Here is an 18,937-nt window from a genome sequence, read left to right on the forward strand (position 1 = left end):
GTTGCGCGCGCCGCGACGTACGGCGTGTAATCCCGACACTACCCGCCCCGGCACTCCGGTAAGGCACCACTCAGTAACCGTGGGTGACAGGTTTCAGGCTACCTGCCAGCGTCGATGTCCGCAGGCGGCACGCCGCAGGCAGCTCGCACCACGGAACGTGACATAAACTTCCGTTGTCATGAAAATTCTGGTCACCGGCGGCGCCGGCTTCATCGGCTCGAACTACGCACGAACGCAGCTGTCCGACGCCCGCGGCGACGCCGTCACCGTGCTGGACAAGCTCACCTACTGCGGCAACCGCGACAACCTCGCCCCGGTCGCCGACAGCCCCCGGCTGACCTTCGTCGAAGGCGACATCTGCGACGCCGACCTGGTCGACGAGCTCATCCCCGGCCACGACGCGATCGTGCACTTCGCCGCCGAGACCCACGTCGACCGCTCCGTACGCACCGCCGCCGGGTTCGTGCGCACCAACGTGCTGGGCACCCAGGTGCTGCTGGACGCCGCGCTGCGCCACGGCGTGGGCCGGTTCGTACACGTCTCCACCGACGAGGTCTACGGCAGCATCGAGCACGGCACCTGGCGCGAGGAGCAGCCGCTGGCCCCGCGCTCGCCGTACTCGGCGGCCAAGGCCGGCAGCGACCTGCTCGCGCTGGCCTACCACGCCACGCACGGGCTGGACGTGGTGGTGACCCGGTGCGCCAACAACTACGGGCCGTACCAGTTCCCGGAGAAGATCATCCCGCTGTTCACCACGAACCTGCTCGACGGCCTGCCCGTGCCGCTGTACGGCGACGGCACCCAGGTGCGCGAATGGCTGCACGTCGACGACCACTGCGCCGCCGTCGACCTGGTGCTGCGCCGCGGCCGGCCCGGCGAGGTCTACCACGTCGGCGGCACCGCCGAGCTCACCAACCGCGAGCTGGCCGGGCGGCTGCTCGCCGCCACCGGGCGCGGCTGGGACCTGGTGCGCACGGTCGCCGACCGCAAGGGCCACGACCGGCGGTACGCGCTGGACGACACCAAGATCCGCGAGCGGCTCGGGTACGCCCCCCGCGTCGACTTCGCCACCGGCCTGGCCGACACCGTCGCCTGGTACCGCGACCACCGCGCCTGGTGGGAGCCGCTCAAGAAGGCGGCGGCGCTGCCGTAGGGCAGCGCCGCCGGAAGAGCATCACCACGGCCTCAGGAGGCCGCTGGAGCCAGCAGCGGGGTGAGCGCCGCCCCGATCAGGCGGCGGAACTTGCGGCCCGGCCGGGTCCGCTCCAGCACCGCCACCTCCAGCTGCTCGGCGGCCAGCTGGCGCGCCGCGCCGCCCTCGCCGCCGACGCTGCCCAGCGCCTTGACCGCCAGCTTCAGCGCCTCACCCAGGGTGTGCGCCTCGCTGTGCTCGGCACGCAGCACGTTGGCGATCGCCTCCGCCTGCCCGCCCATCGCCATGAACCCCGGCTCGTCCTGCACCGAGCCGTCGTAGGTCAGCCGGTACAGCTCGTCGTGCTCCGGGGCCGCGCCGACCTCGGCCACGCAGATCTCCACCTCGTACGGCTTGCCCTGCTCGGAGAAGATCGAACCGAGGGTCTGCGCGTACGCGCTGGCCAGGGCGCGGCCGGTCACGTCGCGGCGGTCGTAGGAGTAGCCGCGCAGGTCGGCCATGCGGACCCCGGCCGACCGCAGGTTCTCGAACTCGTTGTACCGGCCCACGGCCGCGAAGCCGATCCGGTCGTAGATCTCGCTCACCTTGTGCAGCGTGGTGGAGAGGTTCTCCGCCACGAACAGCACGCCACCCGCGTACGTCAGCACCACCACGCTGCGACCGCGCGCGATGCCCTTGCGGGCGTACTCCGAGCGGTCCCGCATGATCTGCTCAGGCGAGGCGTAGAACTGCATGGCCACAGCGGTTGTCTCCTTCTGCGAACGGCCGATGGACTACTCGGGGGACGGTCAGCCGACCGGGTTCTCGGTGCGTGCCGCGATGACGGCCTCGGCCATCGCCGCGGTCTCCTCGTCGGTCAACCGCGCCGTGCCCTCGGCCGTCGCGGTCATCACCACGGGGAAGATCTTGCGCATGACGTCGGGACCGCCGGTCGCGGTGTCGTCGTCGGCGGCGTCGAACAGCGCCTCGACCGCCAGCGGCGCCGCCTGCGCCACGGTCAGGCCCGGCTTGAACCGCTTCTTCAGCGACGACTTCGCGAACAGCGAACCCGAGCCGATCGCGTCGTAGCCGCCGTGCTCCTCGTAGAGGCCGCCCGCGATGTCGAAGCTGAAGATCCGGCCGACCTTGCCCGCCGTCTTCGCGTCCAGGTCGAACCCGGCGAACAGCGGGATCACGGCCAGGCCCTGCATGGCCGCGCCCAGGTTCTGGCGGATCATCGTGGCCAGCCGGTTGGCCTTGCCGTCGAGCGAGAGCATCGCGCCCTCGATCTTCTCGTAGTGCTGCAGCTCCACCTGGAACAGTCGCATCAGCTCGATGCCGACGCCGGCGGTGCCGGCGATGCCGATCAGCGAGTACGGGTCGGCGGGGTGCACCTTCTCGATGTCGCGGCTCGCGATGAGGTTGCCCATGGTCGCGCGGCGGTCGCCGGCCATCACCACACCGTCGGTGCCGGCGATCGCGACGATGGTGGTGGCGTGGGGGGCCACGTCCGCGCTGATCCCGGCGGGGAGGGGGCGGCGGCCGGGCAGCAGCTCCGGCGCCACCTGCGTCAGGAACTCGGTGAAGGACGACGTTCCCGGCGTGGTGAAACTAGCCGGTAGACGCCCGGGTGAACCAATACCCGCTGCCACGAGGTCTCCTCCAGGTAGTCGATCGCCTTGCGAAGGTTTGCCCGGTCGTCCTTGAACTGTCCAAGGCCGCCGTTGCAGTTGAAGCAAAGAATGCCACGTACGTTACCGAACAGATGGTCGTGGTCGACGTGCTCGGGCCCCGGTGCGCCGCAGATCGCACACACCCCACCCTGCGCCGCCAGCATCGCATCGAAGTCGGCCTGATCCATGTTGTACCGGTGCCGCAAATGATATTCGCGCGTGCTGCCGTGGTGCTTGACCTTCGACTCCACCGAGCGGACGTTGTGGCATGGCAAGCAGTAGCTGTGAAGTCCCGTCCGCTTGGTCTTCGATGGGGGGAATTCATTCGCCGGCTTGATCTGCTTGCAATCGGGGCACCATTTCATGCCGTCCGGCACTGGCACATCCGATTTCTTGACAGGTGCTATACCGCGCTTCCTGCGGCTGACCTCCATCCGCGCACGGGCGCACTGCTTGCAGTAGAAGGCCCGCCCGTCTTCGCGGCTTTTGTTGCTGTGGAAGTCCGTAAGCGGCAGTAGGCGATCACAGTCCGAACATGTCTTCCATCCGGAGGGGACGAAATCAGACATATTAGGACTATTCACCCCCTTTTTGCACGTAGCCCCTCACAAATTCTTCGGCGTTCTCCTCGAGAACGGCGTCGATCTCGTCGAGGAGGTCGTCGACGTCCTCGCCGATCTTCTCGACGCGCTCGGCGACCTCGGGGTTCACCTCGGGCGCGACCGACTCGGCCTGCTGCTCGTCGCGCGAGCGACCCGACTGTGACTGTCCACCGTCCTGCGTGGCCATCTTCGCCTCCTGAAGCCTGTCGTGGGCCTTAAACCTAGCGCGGTACACCGACGAAAGCGATCACCCCGCGGTGATCACTTCCAGCAGGTCCTTGGCGCTGGGGCAACGGTCGAACAGCGCGCCGACGTGCTTCTTGGTGCCGCGCTCGGGCTCCATCATCGGCACCCGCACCAGCGCCTCCCGGCCCACGTCGAAGATCACCGAGTCCCAGCTGGCGGCGACCACTTCGGACGCGTACTTGCCCAGGCAGCGGCCGCGGAAGTAGGCGCGGGTGTCCTCCGGCGGCTCGGTCATCGCCGCGCGGGTCACCTCGGGGTCCAGCAGCGTCTTCATCGCGCCGCGCGCGACCAGCCGGTGGTAGAGGCCCTTCTCCGGGCGCACGTCGGAGTACTGCAGATCCACCAGCTGGAGCTTCGAGGAGGCCCAGCCCAGGTTCTCGCGCTCCCGGTAGCCCTCCAGCAGCCGCAGCTTGGCCACCCAGTCCAGCTCGTCGGCGAGCAGCATCGGGTCGCGCTCCAGCCGCTCCAGCACGCCCTCCCAGCGGTCGAGCACGTCGCGGGTCATCGCGTCGGTGTCGGCGCCGGTGCGGGCCTCGGTGTAGGCGCGGGCCCGCTCCAGGAACGCCCACTGCATCTCCAGCGCGGTCAGGCGGCGGCCGTCGCGCAGGCGCATGGTGTGGCGCAGGCTGGGGTCGTGGCTGACCGCGCGCAGCTCGGCGACGGGGTCGGCGATGCCCAGGTCGGTGGTGAGCGCCTTGTCCTCGATCATCGACAGGATCAGCGCGGTGGTGCCGACCTTGAGGTACGTGGAGATCTCGGACAGGTTCGCGTCGCCGATGATCACGTGCAGGCGGCGGTACTTGTCGGCGTCGGCGTGCGGCTCGTCGCGGGTGTTGATGATGGGCCGCTTGAGCGTGGTCTCCAGCCCGACCTCGACCTCGAAGAAGTCGGCGCGCTGGCTGATCTGGAACCCGGCCTGGCTGCCGTCCTGGCCCATGCCGACCCGCCCGGCGCCGCAGAAGATCTGCCGGGTCACGAAGAACGGGGTGAGGTACGTGACGATGTCGGCGAACGCGGTCTGCCGCTTCATCAGGTAGTTCTCGTGCGCGCCGTACGAGGCGCCCTTGTTGTCGGTGTTGTTCTTGTAGAGGTGGATCTGGTGGCTGCCGGGGATGGTCGCGGCGCGCCGGGCGCCCTCGGCCATGACCTGCTCGCCGGCCTTGTCCCAGCGGACGATGTCGAGCGGGTTGGTGACCTCGGGCGTCGAGTACTCCGGGTGGGCGTGGTCGACGTAGAGCCGGGCGCCGTTGGTGAGGATCACGTTGGCCAGGCCCAGGTCCTCGTCGGCGAGCGCCTCCGCCGGGTCGTAGGCGGCGCCGGTGTAGCTGAAGCCGCGGGCGTCGCGCAGCGGCGACTCCTCCTCGTAGTCCCAGCGGGCGCGGCCGCCGCGGGCGAGTTCGGGGCGGGCGCCGTAGGCGTTGACGACCTGCGAGGAGGTGACCATCGGGTTGGCCCCGGGCTGGCCTGGGACGGAGATGCCGTACTCGACCTCAGTACCCATGATCCGGCGAACGCTCATGCAACGAAGCCTCTCACACCCCAGCCGACGAGACGAGGAGAGCGTCATCCTGGCGGCCGGTCAGGTCCGCCGGAACGACCGGTCCCCCGTAGATCATCGCAGCTGGTAGACGGCCCTGCGTCCGCTGGCGTGCGCAGATCCGGCGGTGGCGCGGCGGGCCGGGTAGTATCCGCGCGTCTGCGTCTGTGGAAGGACCTCGCGATGAACCCGCCGCTGCTGTCGGTAGTGATCCCGATGTACAACGAGCAGGAGGTCCTGCCCCTGTTGATCGAGCGGCTGCGGCCGCTGCTGGACGGCGCCGGCGTCGCCTACGAGGTGGTCGCGGTCGATGACGGCAGTGCCGACGCGACCGGCGCGATGCTGATCCAGGCGGCGCGGCAGTGGCCGGGGCTGCGGGTGGTCCGGCTGCGGCGCAACAGCGGGCACCAGGCGGCGCTGACGGCCGGGCTGCACCGCTCGCGCGGGCGGTATGTCGCCAGCATCGACGCCGACCTGCAGGACCCGCCGGAGAAGATCCTGGAGATGCTGGCGCTGGCGCGGGCCAAGGACCTGGACATCGTGTACGGCGTGCGCGACGACCGCTCCACCGACACGTTCTTCAAGCGGCAGACCGCCCAGCTCTACTACCGGGTGATGCGGCGCCTGGTCGGCAAGAAGATCCCGCACAACGCCGGCGACTTCCGGCTGCTGAGCCGGGCGGCGGTGGACGCGCTGAAGGCGATGCCGGAGCACCAGCCGGTGTACCGGCTGCTGGTGCCGTGGCTGGGGTTCCCCAGCGGTGAGGTGGCCTACCGGCGCGACGTGCGGGCGGCGGGCAGCACCAAGTACCCGCTCAGCAAGATGATCAAGCTGGCGATCGACAGCGTCACCAACTTCTCGGCCGCGCCGCTGCGCCTGGCGACCTGGTCGGGTCTGCTGAGCTTCCTGGCCTGCCTCGGGCTGGGCGTCTACAGCATCGTGCAGCACTCGCGGGGCGACACGGTCAGCGGCTGGACGTCGCTGTTCACCGCGGTGCTGTTCATCGGCGCCCTGCAGCTGCTGTGCCTGGGCCTGCTCGGCGAGTACCTGGGACGGCTGTACGCGGAGGTCAAGGGCCGCCCCATGTACATCATCGGCTACGACTCGGCCATGCACGTGCCGGCGCAGGAGCCCGCCGACGAGGCCGACGGCGACCGGCTCACCGAGGCGGCGGCCCGCTGAACCGGCCCTGACGCGACGAGAAGCGGCGGGCGTGCTCTCGGGGAGCACGCCCGCCGCTTCTCGTGCGGCCGTTACAGGTACTGGCCGGTGTTGCTGGCGGTTTCGATCGACCGCCCGGACTCGGTGCCCTTGCCACCGGAGACCAGCGTGCGGATGTACACGATCCGCTCGCCCTTCTTGCCGGAGATCCGGGCCCAGTCGTCCGGGTTGGTGGTGTTCGGGAGGTCCTCGTTCTCGCGGAACTCGTCCAGGCAGGCGTCGAGCAGGTGCTGCAGGCGCAGCCCCTTCTTGCCCGAGGAGAGGAACTCCTTGATCGCCATCTTCTTGCCGCGGTCGACGATGTTCTGGATCATCGCGCCGGAGTTGAAGTCCTTGAAGTACAGGACCTCCTTGTCACCGTTGGCGTAGGTGACCTCCAGGAAGCGGTTCTCCTCGGTCTCGGAGTACATCCGCAGCACCACCGAGTTGATCATCGCGTGCACGCACGCCTCGGCGTTGCCTCCGTGCTCGGCCAGGTCGTCCGGGGACAGCGGCAGGCCGGTCAGGATGTACTTGCTGAAGATGTCCTTGGCCGCCTCGGCGTCGGGTCGCTCGATCTTGATCTTCACGTCGAGCCGGCCCGGGCGCAGGATGGCCGGGTCGATCATGTCCTCGCGGTTGGAGGCGCCGATGATGATGACGTTCTCCAGGCCCTCCACGCCGTCGATCTCGCTCAGCAGCTGCGGGACGATGGTGTTCTCCACGTCCGACGAGACGCCGGAGCCGCGGGTACGGAAGATCGAGTCCATCTCGTCGAAGAACACGATCACCGGCGTACCCTCGGAGGCCTTCTCCCGAGCCCGCTGGAAGATCAACCGGATGTGCCGCTCGGTCTCGCCGACGTACTTGTTGAGCAGCTCCGGGCCCTTGATGTTGAGGAAGTAGCTGGTCTTCTTCTCCTCGCCCCGGCGCTCGGCGATCTTCTTGGCCAGCGAGTTGGCCACCGCCTTGGCGATCAGGGTCTTGCCGCAGCCGGGCGGGCCGTAGAGCAGCACACCCTTCGGGGGGCGCAGGTGGTGCTCGCGGAACAGGTCCGCGTGCAGGAAGGGCAGCTCCACGGCGTCGCGGATCTGCTCGATCTGGTGCACCAGGCCGCCGATGTCGTGGTAGTCGACGTCGGGCACCTCCTCCAGCACGAGGTCCTCGACCTCGCTCTTGGGGATGCGCTCGTACGCGTACGCCGACCGGGGCTCGATCATGAGCGAGTCGCCGGACCGCAGCGTGCTCTCGATCAGCCCCTCGGCCAGGAACACGATCCGCTCCTCGTCGGCGTGCGAGATGACCAGGGCACGGTCACCCCCGTCGAGGATCTCCTTGAGCATGACGACCTCGCCGACCCGCTCGAAGCCGAGCGCGTCGACGATGTTCAGGGCGTCGTTGAGCAGGACTTCCTGCCCGCGCTGCAGGGCGTCGACGTCCAACGACGGCGACACGGCCACACGCAGCTTGCGCCCACCGGTGAAGACGTCCACCGTGCCGTCTTCATGCTTGGACAGGAAGACACCGTAACCGCTCGGCGGCTGCGCCAGGCGGTCGATCTCCTCCTTGAGCGTCACGATCTGGGCGCGCGCTTCCTTGAGCGTGGCCACCAGTCGTTCGTTGTTCTCGGTCAGCCGGGCCAGCTGTGCCTGAGTAGCGGCGAGCCGCTCCTCCAGCTGGCGTACGTGCCGCGGACTCTCGCTCAGCTTCCGCCGCAACAGGGCGAGCTCCTCTTGCAGGAACGCGACCTGAGTGGAGAGATCGTTGGCTTCCTTCTCCCACCGCGCGGCGCGCGCATCCGCGTCGTCGCTCTTTGCCACGTCCCACCTCCCCGGGGGTGTCCTCCTGTCGGTCCCACCTCGATCGGGCCGACATCAAGGGTGCTCCTAACACTAGCGGCTGATCGCCCCAGTTGAACCCTCCCGACACCCGCGTACCCGAAGAAGCTTGATCCGGAATCGCCCGCAGAGCGGCCCTGCCGGGCGGCCGGGCGCGGCGGCGCGCTAGGGTCGGGGACGTGACAGAGCTGCGGGTGCGGGTGGACCAGGATCTGTGCACAGGCGACGGCCTGTGCGTGCAGTACGCGCCCGAGATCTTCGAATTCGACGTCGACGGCCTGGCCTACGTGAAGGGCGAGGACGGTGAGCTGCGGATGTCGCCCGGCGACACGGTGGGCATCCCGGCCCATCTGCGCCTGGAGGTCATCGACGCGGCCAACGAATGCCCTGGTGAGTGCATCCACATCCAGCGCACCGCCGACTCCGAGCCGCTGACCGAGGACGAGCGCAACGCGCTGCGCTGAGCCTGTCGCTGTCCGCTATCAGCTTAATACGGCAAAGGCCCCGACCCGGCAGCAACCGGGCAGCGGGGCCTTTTTCGTACCGGCTCGCGCCGGGGGTCAGAGCATCGGGCGGCCGGCCAGTGAGGCGATCAACTGAGCGAACTCCTCCAGCCGGGTGATCTGGCCGGAGCCGCCGTCCTCCAGCGTCTTGCCGAAGCGCAGCGCGTCCTGGCGCACCACGTGGTGCGGGTCGTCCAGCGGATGCCCGTTGGACGCCTCGTCCAGCGAGCTGAGCAGCAGGTACACGTCGACGCTGTCGACGCGCAGGTGACCGGCCGAGGTCCGGCTGAGCCGGCGCCGGCAGCCCACCTCGGTGATCACCGACAGCGGCACCACGCGCAGCGAGGAGACCATCGAGCCGGGCGGGCCGTCCCCCGGCGCCACGTCCTCGCCGTGCCACAGCAGCAGCCGCGACCCGTCGCAGATCACCACCTCCTGCCACACCCCGTTGTACTCGTTGACGAAGCGCTCCAGGGTGAAGCCGAGCACCTGGGTGCCGCGCAGCACGCCCTCCAGGGCCTCCAGCGCCACCTCGGGGTCGCGCAGGTAGGCGCGCGCCGCCGAGTCCAGGTCGGGGTAGGGCGACCAGTCGGGGAAGACCGACCCGGGCACGATCACTCCTCGTCTTCGCGCACCGGCGTGTCCTCGCCGGTGCTGCTGGCGGCAGCGCCCTGCTTGCGCAGCTCGTAGGCCTCACGGCCCTTGCTGGGCTTGCGGCGGCGCGGCGGGGCGGTCACCCCGGGGGCGAGCTTGCGGGCGCGCACCAGGAACGCGGTGTGCGCGATCATGCGGTGGTCCGGGCGCACGGCCAGGCCGTCGGCGTGCCAGTCGCGCACCAGCGACTCCCAGGCCAGCGGCTCGGTGAAGCCCCGCTCGCGCAGCGCCTCGACCAGCTCCGACAGCTGCGGGGTGGTGGCCACGTACCCGATGAACACCCCGCCGGGCAGCAGGCACCGCTCCACCATGTCCAGGGCCGCCCACGGGGTCAGCATGTCCAGGATGATCCGGTCGAAGCCGGTCTCGGCGTTGTCGGCGACGTCGCCGACGCCCAGGTGCCAGGACGGCATCGACGGGCTGGCGGGCTTGCCGTCGGCCGCCCAGGTGGTGCCGAACCACGACTGCACGTTCTTGCGGGCCACCGCGGCGAAGTCGTCGCGCAGCTCGTACGACCACAGCTCACCCTCGGGCCCGACCGCCCGCAGCAGCGAGCACGACAGCGCCCCCGACCCGACGCCCGCCTCCAGCACCTTCGCGCCGGGGAAGATGTCGCCCATGGCCACGATCTGCGCCGCGTCCTTGGGGTAGATCACCTGGGCGCCGCGCGGCATGGACAGCACGTAGTCGGCCAGCAGCGGCCGCAGCGCCAGGTAGGCGGTGTTGCCGGTGGAGTGCACCACGCTGCCGTCGGGGCGTCCGATCAGGTCGTCGTGGGCGAGGATGCCGCGGTGGGTGTGGAACGCCTTGCCGGGCTCCAGCACGATGGTGTGCATCCGGTTCTTCGGGTCGGTGAGCTGCACGCGGTCGCCCGCGGTGAAGTTGCCGCGCCGTACGGTCGGCATCGGATCGGTCATCGCCTCATATCCCTGTCTGCTTCGCGGGCGCGGCCTTCAGCGTGGCCGGATCGAGCACCTGCACCACGTCCATGGCGGTGAGCACGCCCACCACATCTTCCCCGTCGACCACGAGGTAGGGCGCAGCCGGGTCCCCGCGCAGGAGCTTGATCACGTCGGCGCCCCGGGCCGAGGCCGGGATGCGGGCCACGGCGGCGATGCCGCGGGCGACGGTCTCCACCGTGACCCAGGGGCGGCGGGCGGGCGGCACCGCGGCGGCCGCGTCCGGCACCACCAGCGCGATCAGGCGGCCGTCCGGGTCGGTGACGCCGAGCAGGCAGGCCGCCCGGCCCTCGGCCTCGGCGCGGCGGTCCGCCTCGGCCAGCGAGGTGCCCGCCGGGACCGCGTAGAGCGGCTTGGCCAGGGCCACCGGGTCGACCAGCGGGTAGCGGCGGCGGACCCGGGCGGTGAGCACGGCCCCGGCCGCGCCCTGCCAGATGCTGTACGCCACGAACAGGCCGAACAGCAGGCCCCACCAGGTGTACCAGCCGGTGCCGTAGAGCAGCGCGGCGATGACGGCGGTGGCCACCGCCACCACCCGGCCGGACCAGCCCGCCACCAGCAGCCCGGCGTCGCGGTCGCCGCGCACCGCCCAGACCAGCGCGCGCAGCGCCCGGCCGCCGTCCAGCGGCCAGCCCGGCAGCGCGTTGTACACCGCCACGATCAGGTTGCAGACGGCCAGCTGGAACGCGATCTGGTCGGCCACGGTGCCGTCGGGCAGCAGGACCGCCGCGACCACGGAGCCGACCCCGACCAGCGCCGAGACCACCGGACCGGCGATCGCTGTCGTGAACTCGACGCCGGCGCGCGGGGAGTCGTGCTCGAACTCGGTGTAGCCGCCGAGCAGGTCCAGCGTGATGCCCTTGACCCCGATCCCGTGGCGGCGGGCCGTCACCGCGTGCCCCAGCTCGTGCAGCAGCACCGACAGCAGCAGGCAGGCGACGAAGCCGAGCCCGGCCAGGAACCGGGCGGCCCCGTGCAGGTCGAGGCGCTCGCCGATCACCTCGCCGTACCAGAAGGTGATGACCAGGGCCATGAGCAGCCACGATCCGCTCAGGCGGAGCGGGAACCCGAACACCCGCCCGATCTGGAAACCGGAGCGCCGCTGCTCGGGCGGCCCGGACTGGGGTGTCGGCTCGGTCACGGCGTCGTCTCCATCGTGACCATGCTATGCCGTGCCGTCCGCATCGCGTCGGTTGTGCCGTGCGGGACAGGTCGTACCACTGTCCTAACCTGTGGGCTATGACCGAGCAGCCGGTGTCGGAGACGACCGCGCCCCGCCCCCTTCCGTCGCTGTCCCCCTCCCGAGCCGCCGACTTCAAGACCTGCCCCCTGCTGTACCGGTTCCGCAGCATCGACCGCATCCCCGAGCAGCCCACCGCCGAGCAGGCGCGGGGCACGCTGGTGCACGCGGTGCTGGAGAAGCTGTTCGACGCCCCCGCCGCCGACCGGACCCGGGAGGTCGCCGACGAGCTGGTCACCCCGCAGTGGGACCGGCTGGTCGGCGAGCAGCCGGAGCTGGCCGCGCTGGTCGACGGCACCGAGCGGACCCGCGACGAGTTCCTGTCCTCGGCGCAGGAGCTGCTGGGCGGCTACTTCGCGGTGGAGGACCCGCGGCGGCTGGAGCCCGCCGAGCGGGAGACGCTGATCGAGGCCGTGCTCGGCGCCGAGGGCGAGGAGCAGCTGCTGATCCGCGGCTACATCGACCGGCTGGACGTGGCGCCGGGCGGGCTGCTGCGGGTGGTCGACTACAAGACCGGCGGCTCGCCCCGGGAGGCGTTCGAGTCGCGGGCGCTGTTCCAGCTCAAGTTCTACGCGCTGGTGCTGTGGCGCACGCGCGGGACGGTGCCGCGGGTGCTGCGGCTGATGTACCTCAAGGACGCCGAGATCTGCGACTACACGCCCGACGCCGAGGAGCTGACCCGCTTCGAGCGCACCCTGTTCGCGCTGTACCGGGCGATCGAGGCGGCGACGGTGGCGCAGGACTTCCGGCCCAAGCCGAGCAAGCTGTGCGGCTGGTGCGCGCACCAGTCCCGCTGCCCCGAGTTCGGCGGGACGCTGCCGCCGTTCCCGCAGCAGGTCACCGCCGCCACCATCGACGCGCGCCAGCGCCGGCTTGAGGGCACCAAGTAACCTCGCCGGGTGCTCCTCCCCTCTCACCTGCGCTTCTCCCACTGGCTGCGGCCCGGCTGGTGGACGCCGCTGCGCGTCGACGCGGCCCTGGCGGCCGGGCTGCTCGTCGCGCAGCTGCTGCTGATGCACGCCGAGCCGGCCTGGAGCGGGCACACCGGGGGCTGGCTGGCCCTGTGGACGGCGGTCACGCTGCTGCCCGTGGTGCTCCGGCGCCGCTGGCTGTGGGGCGCGGTCGCGCTCCTGCTGCTGACGCTGCTCGCGGGCTGGGTCGAGCCGATGGTGTGGACCGGGCAGGGCATCACGCTGTGGGTGCTGGCGTACACGCTGGCGGCGTACGAGCGCTGGTGGCGCGCGGTCGCGGGCAGCGTGCTGCTGTGGGCCGTCAACGACCTGGTCTTCGTGTACGCCGTCGGGTCGGGCTACCTGGACGACAAGGCCGGTGGCCAGGTGATCTCGACGTCGGCCGGGCTGATCGTGAACGTGGTCGCGATGGTGATCACGTTTCTGATCGGGCGTACCGTGCGGGCCCGGCGGGAGGCCTCGGCGGCGCTGGCCGAGCGGGCGCTGGCCGCCGAGGCGGGGCGGCAGGCCCACGCCGAGCAGGCCGTGGCCGAGGAGCGCCGCCGCATCGCCCGGGAGCTGCACGACGTGGTGGCCCATCACGTCAGCGTGATCGGGGTGATGTCGACGGCGGCGCGGCGGATGCTGGACCGGGACCCGGCCGCCGCCGACGAGGCGCTGAGCACGATCGAGCAGACCAGCCGGAGCACCCTGCGGGAGCTGCGCCGCCTGCTGTTCGTGCTGCGCGCCGACGGCGCCGCCGAGCCGGAGCCGGGGCTGACCCCGCAGCCGGGGCTGGGCGGCCTGCCGGTCCTGGTCGAGCAGGTGTGCGAGGCGGGGCTGCCGACGGCGCTGCGGTGCGAGGGGCTGCCCGGGGAGCTGGATCCGGGGGTGGGGCTGACGGCGTACCGGATCGTGCAGGAGGCGCTGACCAACGCGCTCAAGCACGCCGGGCCGTGCCGGGCCGAGGTCAGGCTGGCCGGGGACGGCTGCCGCCTCACCATCGAGGTGTTCGACACGGGTCGGGGGCCGCGCACGCGTACCCTCGGCCCAGGGATCGCGGCGCCGGGGCACGGCCTGCTCGGCATGCGCGAGCGGGTCGCCGTGTACGGCGGCAGCCTGCGCACCGGCCCCCGCCCCGGCGGCGGGTTCCGGGTGTACGCGGTGATCCCGCTGGAGCAGACCGGCCCCGCCCTGGCGGCGGCCCTCGACACGGGCGTGGAGGTGCCGCGGTGAAGCCCATCCGGGTGCTGCTCGCCGACGACCAGCCGCTGCTGCGCAGCGGGTTCCGGATGGTGCTGGGCGCCGAGCGCGACCTCGACATCGTCGGCGAGGCCGCCGACGGCGCCGAGGCCGTGGACCTGGCCCGGCGCCTGCTGCCGGACGTGGTGCTGATGGACGTGCGGATGCCCCGCCGCGACGGGGTGGCCGCCACCCGCGACATCGTGGCCGCGAAGCTGCCGGTGCGGGTGCTGATCCTGACCACGTTCGACCTCGACGACTACGTGGTCGGCGCGCTGCGGGCAGGGGCGAGCGGCTTCCTGGCCAAGGACGTGCCCGCCGAGGAGCTGGTCGCGGCGATCCGGACGGTGGCGGCGGGCGAGGCGGTGGTGGCGCCGCGCATCCTGCGGCGGCTGCTGGACCGGTTCGCCGACCTGCTGCCGGACCCGGCGGTGACCGTGCCGGACGCGCTCGGGTCGCTGACCGAGCGGGAGCGCGAGGTGCTGGCGCAGGTGGCCCGGGGGCTGTCCAACGCCGAGATCGCCAAGGTGCTGACGGTCAGCGAGACCACGGTGAAGACCCACGTCGGGCACCTGCTGACCAAGCTGGGGCTGCGCGACCGGGTGCAGGCGGTGGTGCTGGCGTACGAGACGGGCCTGGTGCGCCCCGGCTCGGCCCGGCCGTAGCGGGGAGGAGATCGGCTCGTCCTTCAGGAGGAGCCGGCCCGGGCCAAGACCGTGCTGGAGTCGGAGGGCCGACCGCGGCGGCGCTGACAGCCTGTGGGGCATGACTTCACCCCTGACCGAGCCCCGGGCCGATCGGAACCCCGGGGCCGCTGCCGCCGCGGTCGACCTGTGGAAGGTGTACGGCTCCGGCGAGGCCCAGGTCGTCGCCCTGCGCGGCGTGAACTGCGCGCTGGAGCGCGGCCGGTTCACCGCCATCATGGGCCCGTCCGGCTCCGGCAAGTCCACCCTGATGCACTGCCTGGCCGGGCTGGACAGCGTGACCCGCGGGCAGGTGTCCATCGGCGAGACCGCGGTGACCGGCCTGTCCGACGCCGGGCTGACGAAGCTGCGCCGCGACAAGGTCGGCTTCATCTTCCAGCAGTTCAACCTCCTGCCGACCCTGTCCGCCGAGGAGAACATCCTGCTCCCGCTCGCGATCGCGGGCCGCAGACCGGACCCCGCCTGGTACGCCACCGTCATCGACACCGTCGGCCTGCGCGACCGCCTGCACCACCGCCCCAGCCAGCTCTCCGGCGGCCAGCAGCAACGCGTCGCCTGCGCCAGGGCCCTGGTCGCCCGCCCCGAAGTGATCTTCGCCGACGAACCGACCGGCAACCTCGACAGCCGCTCCGGCGCCGAGGTCCTCGCCTTCCTGCGCCGCAGCGTCACCGAGTACGGCCAGACCATCATCATGGTCACCCACGACGCCAACGCGGCGTCGTACGCCGACCGCGTGATCTTCCTGGCCGACGGGCAGATCGTCGACGAGCTGGCCTCGCCCACCGCCGACGCGGTGCTGGACCGGATCAAGCGGCTGGACACCGCCGCCGTCGCCACCGGAGCCACCGAATGATCAAGGCCAGCCTGCGCGGGCTGCTGCAGCGCAAGCTGCGCCTGTCGCTCGCCGTCTTCGCGATCGTGCTGTCGGTCGGCTTCCTGTCGGCGATCCTGGTCCTGTCCGCCACCCTGAACGCGCAGTTCAGCACCCTTTTCAGCACGATCAACCAGAACGTGGCGGTGCGGGTCGAGGCCGGTGAGCCGGGCCCCAGAGCGCCCCGGCTGACCGCCGCACAGGTGCGCGACCTGGCCGCCACCGACGGGGTCGCCGCGGCGTCACCCGAGGTCAGCGCCGAGGGCGTGGTGCCGTACCGGGCGGGCGACGACACCCCGGTCGGCACGGACCAGGCACTGGGCTTCGGTGTCGACGGCCGGGACGACCCGCTGGGCCTGGTGGCCCTGCGCGAGGGCGCCTGGCCCGCGGCCGCCGACGAGGTCGCGGTCAGCGCGCACACCGCCGAGCAGGCCCGGGTCAAGCGCGGCGACCGGCTGAAGGTCTACCTGCCGGTGCTCAACGAGCCCCGCACCTTCCGCGTGGTCGGCGTCGTCGGCATCGCCGGGGGCCGCGACTCGCTCGCGGGCGAGACGATGGTGCTGTTCCAGGAGGCGTTCGCCCAGCAGACCTTCTACGGGGAGACCGGGGTGTACGCCGGGGTGTCGTTCTCGGCCGCCGACGGGGTGAGCCAGGAGCTGCTGCGCGACCGGATCACGGCGAAGCTGCCGAGCGGGTTCACCGCCCGGACCGCCGCCGAGGTCAACGACGAGCAGGCGGCGGCGGTGAGCACCCAGTTCGACTTCTTCACCTACATCCTGGTCGGGTTCGCGGTGCTCGCGGGCGTGGTCGGCGTCTTCCTGATCTACAACACCTTCAACATCATCGTGGCGCAGCGCACCCGCGAGCTGGCGCTGCTGCGCGCCCTCGGCGCGGGCTGGGGCCAGGTCGCCGGGTCGGTGCTGCTGGAGGCGCTGGTGGTCAGCGCGGTCGGGGCGACCGTGGGCCTGAGCGCGGGCATCGGGCTGGGCTACTGGGGCGAGGCGGCGCTGGCCGAGCAGCTGACGATGGACCCGGTGCCGGTGGTGGTGGCGCCGTCGACGGTGCTGCTGGCGTACGCGCTGGGCATCGTGGCGACGATGGTCGCCGCGTTCATCCCGGCGATCAAGGCGTCGTCGGTGCCGCCGGTGGCGGCCATGCGCGACCTGTCCCGCCCGGACAGGTCGCTGCTGGGGCTGTCGCTCACCGGCGCGGCGTTCGCCCTGCCCGGGGCGGGGCTGGTGCTGCTGGGCGCGCTGGCCGACCTCGGCGGCGCCGGATTCCTGGTACTGCTGGGCGGCGCGGTGCTGCTCCTGCTCGGCTCGCTGCTGCTGGCGCCGCTGCTGGCCCGCCCGGTGATCCGGGCCCTCGGCTTCGTGCTGGGCCGCGGCCAGGCGGGGCGGCTCGGCGTACGCAACGCGCTGCGCAATCCGCGCCGCACCGCCGTCACCGCCGTGGCGCTGACCGTCGGCGTGATGATGGTCGGCACCGCCGCGACCGTGATCGAGTCGTTCAAGAGCAGCCTGACCGAGGCCCTCGGCACGAGCGCCGGGGTCGAGGTGCTGATCCAGGCGCAGCTCAACGCCGCCCCCGACGGCACCCAGGGCTTCGACCCGAAGGCGCTGGAGCGGGTGCGGGCCATCCCGGGCGTCGAGGAGGCCGCCGCGTGGCACTTCGACGCCGCGGACGTCGCCGTGGCCGGGCAGCCGCAGTTCGTCTTCGCCACCGACGTGGCCCAGGCGGCGCGGATGTTCTCCATGAAGACCGTCTCCGGCAGCCTGCGCAGCCTCGGCGCGCGGGAGCTGGTGCTGGACGAGAACACGGCCGAGGCCCTGGGCCTGTCGGCGGGGGAGCAGACGAAGGTGCGGCTCGGCCCGGTCGAGCGGCAGTACACCGTCGTGGCTGTGTACGAGCCGACACCGCTGGTCTCCGGCATCCTGGTCGGCCCGGCCGCGGTGGCCGACTTCAACGGCCCGCTGGCGATGCAGGGCCTGGTCTCGCTGGACGAGGGTGTCGACGCGGCACCGGTCGTGGCCCAGGTCGAGCAGATCATGAAGGACTACCCGGGCGTACGCGTCGGCGACCGGCAGTCGTACGTCGAGCAGTCGTCGGCGCAGCTCGACGGGCTGCTGCTCGGCATCCAGCTGCTGCTCGTCGTGTCGCTGGTGATCGCGGCGCTGGGCATCCTCAACACGCTGATGCTCAGCGTCACCGAGCGCACCCGCGAACTCGGCCTGGTCCGCGCGATCGGGCTCAGCCGCGGCGGCGTCGTCGCGATGGTCAACGTGGAGTCGATCCTGACGGCCGTCTTCGGGGTCGCCCTGGGGCTGGCTCTCGGGGTCGGCCTCGGGGCCGCCCTCACCCAGGCCCTGATCCGCCTCAAGTTCGCCACCGCGATCACCGTCCCGTGGACCCAGCTGGCGGCGTACCTGGTGGTGGCGGTGCTCGCGGGCGTGGTCGCCGCGATCCTGCCCGCCCGCCGCGCGGCCCGCCTGAACGTCCTGGACGCCATCGCCTACGAGTAGCACCCGCCCGCCGCCGCGCGCGGCTCCGTTAAGAAGGGCCCCTTTTACCTCGCATTGCGATAACAAGGGGCCCTTCCTTACCTCGCGGGCGGGTGGGCGGGTGGGGGTTGGCCCTGAGGGCGGGGTGGGGGTGCACCCCGGGCGGACGACCCGGGGACGGTCACCCTGCGGGCCGAGGTTCGGGGGCGGCGGCGGGCCGACGATGGGTACACCGGCCGGCCGGGTGCTCCCGCCTTAAGCACCCCGCCGGCCGGTCCAATTCGTCCGGCCGAGGGAATGATCGTTGATGACCACAGCAGCCCCGCCCCAGTCGCGCCAGCGCGCCGAGACCGCCGCCGCCCGCGCGGCCGGAGTCTGGAAGGTGTACGGCTCCGGCGAGGCCCAGGTCGTCGCCCTGCGCGACGTAGACGTCGAGCTCGAGCGCGGCCGGTTCACCGCCATCATGGGCCCGTCCGGCTCCGGCAAGTCCACCCTGATGCACTGCCTGGCCGGGCTGGACAGCGTGACCCGCGGGCAGGTGTCCATCGGCGAGACCGCGGTGACCGGCCTGTCCGACGCCGGGCTGACGAAGCTGCGCCGCGACAAGGTCGGCTTCATCTTCCAGCAGTTCAACCTCCTGCCGACCCTGTCCGCCGAGGAGAACATCCTGCTCCCGCTCGCGATCGCGGGCCGCAGACCGGACCCCGCCTGGTACGCCACCGTCATCGACACCGTCGGCCTGCGCGACCGCCTGCACCACCGCCCCAGCCAGCTCTCCGGCGGCCAGCAGCAACGGGTCGCCTGCGCCAGGGCCCTGGTCGCCCGCCCCGAAGTGATCTTCGCCGACGAACCGACCGGCAACCTCGACAGCCGCTCCGGCGCCGAAGTGCTCGCCTTCCTGCGCCGCAGCGTCACCGAGTACGGCCAGACCATCATCATGGTCACCCACGACGCCAACGCGGCGTCGTACGCCGACCGGGTCGTGTTCCTGGCCGACGGCGCGATCGTGCACGAGCTGACCTCGCCCAGCGCGGACGCCGTGCTCGATACGATGAAGAGCCTCGACCGCCGGGACGGTCGGTAGG

General features: G+C 71.6%; 18 protein-coding genes. 9 read left to right on the forward strand and 9 right to left on the reverse strand.

Translation table 11 applies throughout. The features are described 5' to 3' along the window. Positions 1–178 precede the first annotated feature (178 nt). A complete protein-coding gene (gene rfbB, locus QEZ54_RS26520; protein WP_281307438.1) occupies positions 179–1,153 on the forward strand; it encodes a dTDP-glucose 4,6-dehydratase in 975 nt (324 codons plus the stop codon). 32 nt (positions 1,154–1,185) lie between these two features. Here the strand turns inward: rfbB and prcA are convergent, their stop codons facing one another. The 5 genes from prcA to dop are packed head-to-tail and all read right to left on the reverse strand — an operon-like array spanning position 1,186 to position 5,172. Continuing rightward, on the reverse strand, positions 1,186–1,893 hold the full coding sequence (gene prcA, locus QEZ54_RS26525) for a proteasome subunit alpha (protein ID WP_281307439.1): 708 nt from the start codon (positions 1,891–1,893) through the stop codon (positions 1,186–1,188). Between the two features lie 48 nt (positions 1,894–1,941). Next, positions 1,942–2,784, reverse strand: a complete 843-nt coding sequence (gene prcB / locus QEZ54_RS26530; RefSeq protein WP_281307440.1) for a proteasome subunit beta — start codon at positions 2,782–2,784, stop codon at positions 1,942–1,944. Next, complete coding sequence (locus QEZ54_RS26535; protein ID WP_281307441.1) at positions 2,703–3,374, reverse strand: endonuclease VII domain-containing protein; 672 nt, start codon at positions 3,372–3,374, stop codon at positions 2,703–2,705. Before QEZ54_RS26535 ends, prcB begins: the two co-directional genes overlap by 82 nt. Positions 3,375–3,381: 7 nt before the next feature. Beyond that, positions 3,382–3,594, reverse strand: a complete 213-nt coding sequence (locus QEZ54_RS26540; RefSeq protein ID WP_217398673.1) for a ubiquitin-like protein Pup — start codon at positions 3,592–3,594, stop codon at positions 3,382–3,384. Positions 3,595–3,654: 60 nt separating this feature from the next. Further along, positions 3,655–5,172, reverse strand: a complete 1,518-nt coding sequence (gene dop / locus QEZ54_RS26545; protein ID WP_348650577.1) for a depupylase/deamidase Dop — start codon at positions 5,170–5,172, stop codon at positions 3,655–3,657. 201 nt (positions 5,173–5,373) lie between these two features. On the opposite strand from dop, the gene QEZ54_RS26550 reads away from it, so the two are divergent. Continuing rightward, positions 5,374–6,372 (forward strand): glycosyltransferase family 2 protein, encoded by a 999-nt coding sequence (locus QEZ54_RS26550; RefSeq protein WP_281307442.1) that lies wholly within the window; start codon positions 5,374–5,376, stop codon positions 6,370–6,372. Between the two features lie 71 nt (positions 6,373–6,443). Here QEZ54_RS26550 and arc read toward each other — a convergent pair whose 3' ends face one another. Continuing rightward, positions 6,444–8,210, reverse strand: coding sequence for a proteasome ATPase (gene arc, locus QEZ54_RS26555; RefSeq protein WP_281307443.1), 1,767 nt, complete (start codon positions 8,208–8,210; stop codon positions 6,444–6,446). 197 nt (positions 8,211–8,407) lie between these two features. Here arc and QEZ54_RS26560 point away from each other — a divergent pair, with 197 nt between their 5' ends. Then, positions 8,408–8,692, forward strand: coding sequence for a ferredoxin (locus tag QEZ54_RS26560; RefSeq protein WP_281307444.1), 285 nt, complete (start codon positions 8,408–8,410; stop codon positions 8,690–8,692). Positions 8,693–8,788: 96 nt separating this feature from the next. Here the strand turns inward: QEZ54_RS26560 and QEZ54_RS26565 are convergent, their stop codons facing one another. The 3 genes from QEZ54_RS26565 to QEZ54_RS26575 are packed head-to-tail and all read right to left on the reverse strand — an operon-like array spanning position 8,789 to position 11,485. Then, positions 8,789–9,343, reverse strand: coding sequence for a hypothetical protein (locus QEZ54_RS26565; RefSeq protein ID WP_281307445.1), 555 nt, complete (start codon positions 9,341–9,343; stop codon positions 8,789–8,791). A gap of 2 nt (positions 9,344–9,345) precedes the next feature. Then, positions 9,346–10,302, reverse strand: a complete 957-nt coding sequence (locus QEZ54_RS26570; protein WP_281307446.1) for a tRNA (adenine-N1)-methyltransferase — start codon at positions 10,300–10,302, stop codon at positions 9,346–9,348. Positions 10,303–10,306: 4 nt separating this feature from the next. After that, positions 10,307–11,485 (reverse strand): M50 family metallopeptidase, encoded by a 1,179-nt coding sequence (locus QEZ54_RS26575; protein ID WP_281307447.1) that lies wholly within the window; start codon positions 11,483–11,485, stop codon positions 10,307–10,309. Positions 11,486–11,583: 98 nt separating this feature from the next. On the opposite strand from QEZ54_RS26575, the gene QEZ54_RS26580 reads away from it, so the two are divergent. The 6 genes from QEZ54_RS26580 (at position 11,584) to QEZ54_RS26605 (ending at position 18,936) form a co-directional block, all read left to right on the forward strand. After that, positions 11,584–12,474 (forward strand): PD-(D/E)XK nuclease family protein, encoded by an 891-nt coding sequence (locus QEZ54_RS26580; protein ID WP_281307448.1) that lies wholly within the window; start codon positions 11,584–11,586, stop codon positions 12,472–12,474. Between the two features lie 9 nt (positions 12,475–12,483). Further along, positions 12,484–13,770, forward strand: a complete 1,287-nt coding sequence (locus tag QEZ54_RS26585; protein ID WP_281307449.1) for a sensor histidine kinase — start codon at positions 12,484–12,486, stop codon at positions 13,768–13,770. Beyond that, positions 13,767–14,441 (forward strand): response regulator transcription factor, encoded by a 675-nt coding sequence (locus QEZ54_RS26590; RefSeq protein WP_281307450.1) that lies wholly within the window; start codon positions 13,767–13,769, stop codon positions 14,439–14,441. The genes QEZ54_RS26585 and QEZ54_RS26590 overlap by 4 nt, the downstream gene beginning before the upstream one ends. 100 nt (positions 14,442–14,541) lie before the next feature. After that, positions 14,542–15,333: an ABC transporter ATP-binding protein gene (locus QEZ54_RS26595; RefSeq protein WP_281307451.1), complete on the forward strand. Its 792-nt coding sequence runs from the start codon at positions 14,542–14,544 to the stop codon at positions 15,331–15,333. After that, positions 15,330–17,873: an ABC transporter permease gene (locus QEZ54_RS26600; RefSeq protein ID WP_281307452.1), complete on the forward strand. Its 2,544-nt coding sequence runs from the start codon at positions 15,330–15,332 to the stop codon at positions 17,871–17,873. Before QEZ54_RS26595 ends, QEZ54_RS26600 begins: the two co-directional genes overlap by 4 nt. 286 nt (positions 17,874–18,159) lie before the next feature. Beyond that, the gene (locus QEZ54_RS26605; protein WP_281307453.1) at positions 18,160–18,936 is read left to right on the forward strand and encodes an ABC transporter ATP-binding protein; all 777 of its coding nucleotides are present in this window, start codon (positions 18,160–18,162) and stop codon (positions 18,934–18,936) included. The last annotated feature ends 1 nt before the right edge of the window (position 18,937 follow it).

Source organism: Catellatospora sp. KI3 (assembly GCF_029948125.1).
GTDB lineage: Bacteria > Actinomycetota > Actinomycetes > Mycobacteriales > Micromonosporaceae > Catellatospora.

Coding starts and splice junctions, on each gene's coding strand:
- QEZ54_RS26600 (WP_281307452.1), top strand. CDS start 15,330: ATGATCAAGGCCAGCCTGCGCGGGCTGCTGCAGCGCAAGCTGCGCCTG.
- dop (WP_348650577.1), bottom strand. CDS start 5,172: ATGAGCGTTCGCCGGATCATGGGTACTGAGGTCGAGTACGGCATCTCC.
- QEZ54_RS26540 (WP_217398673.1), bottom strand. CDS start 3,594: ATGGCCACGCAGGACGGTGGACAGTCACAGTCGGGTCGCTCGCGCGAC.
- QEZ54_RS26605 (WP_281307453.1), top strand. CDS start 18,160: ATGACCACAGCAGCCCCGCCCCAGTCGCGCCAGCGCGCCGAGACCGCC.
- rfbB (WP_281307438.1), top strand. CDS start 179: ATGAAAATTCTGGTCACCGGCGGCGCCGGCTTCATCGGCTCGAACTAC.
- QEZ54_RS26550 (WP_281307442.1), top strand. CDS start 5,374: ATGAACCCGCCGCTGCTGTCGGTAGTGATCCCGATGTACAACGAGCAG.
- QEZ54_RS26595 (WP_281307451.1), top strand. CDS start 14,542: ATGACTTCACCCCTGACCGAGCCCCGGGCCGATCGGAACCCCGGGGCC.
- QEZ54_RS26580 (WP_281307448.1), top strand. CDS start 11,584: ATGACCGAGCAGCCGGTGTCGGAGACGACCGCGCCCCGCCCCCTTCCG.
- QEZ54_RS26535 (WP_281307441.1), bottom strand. CDS start 3,374: ATGTCTGATTTCGTCCCCTCCGGATGGAAGACATGTTCGGACTGTGAT.
- QEZ54_RS26570 (WP_281307446.1), bottom strand. CDS start 10,302: ATGACCGATCCGATGCCGACCGTACGGCGCGGCAACTTCACCGCGGGC.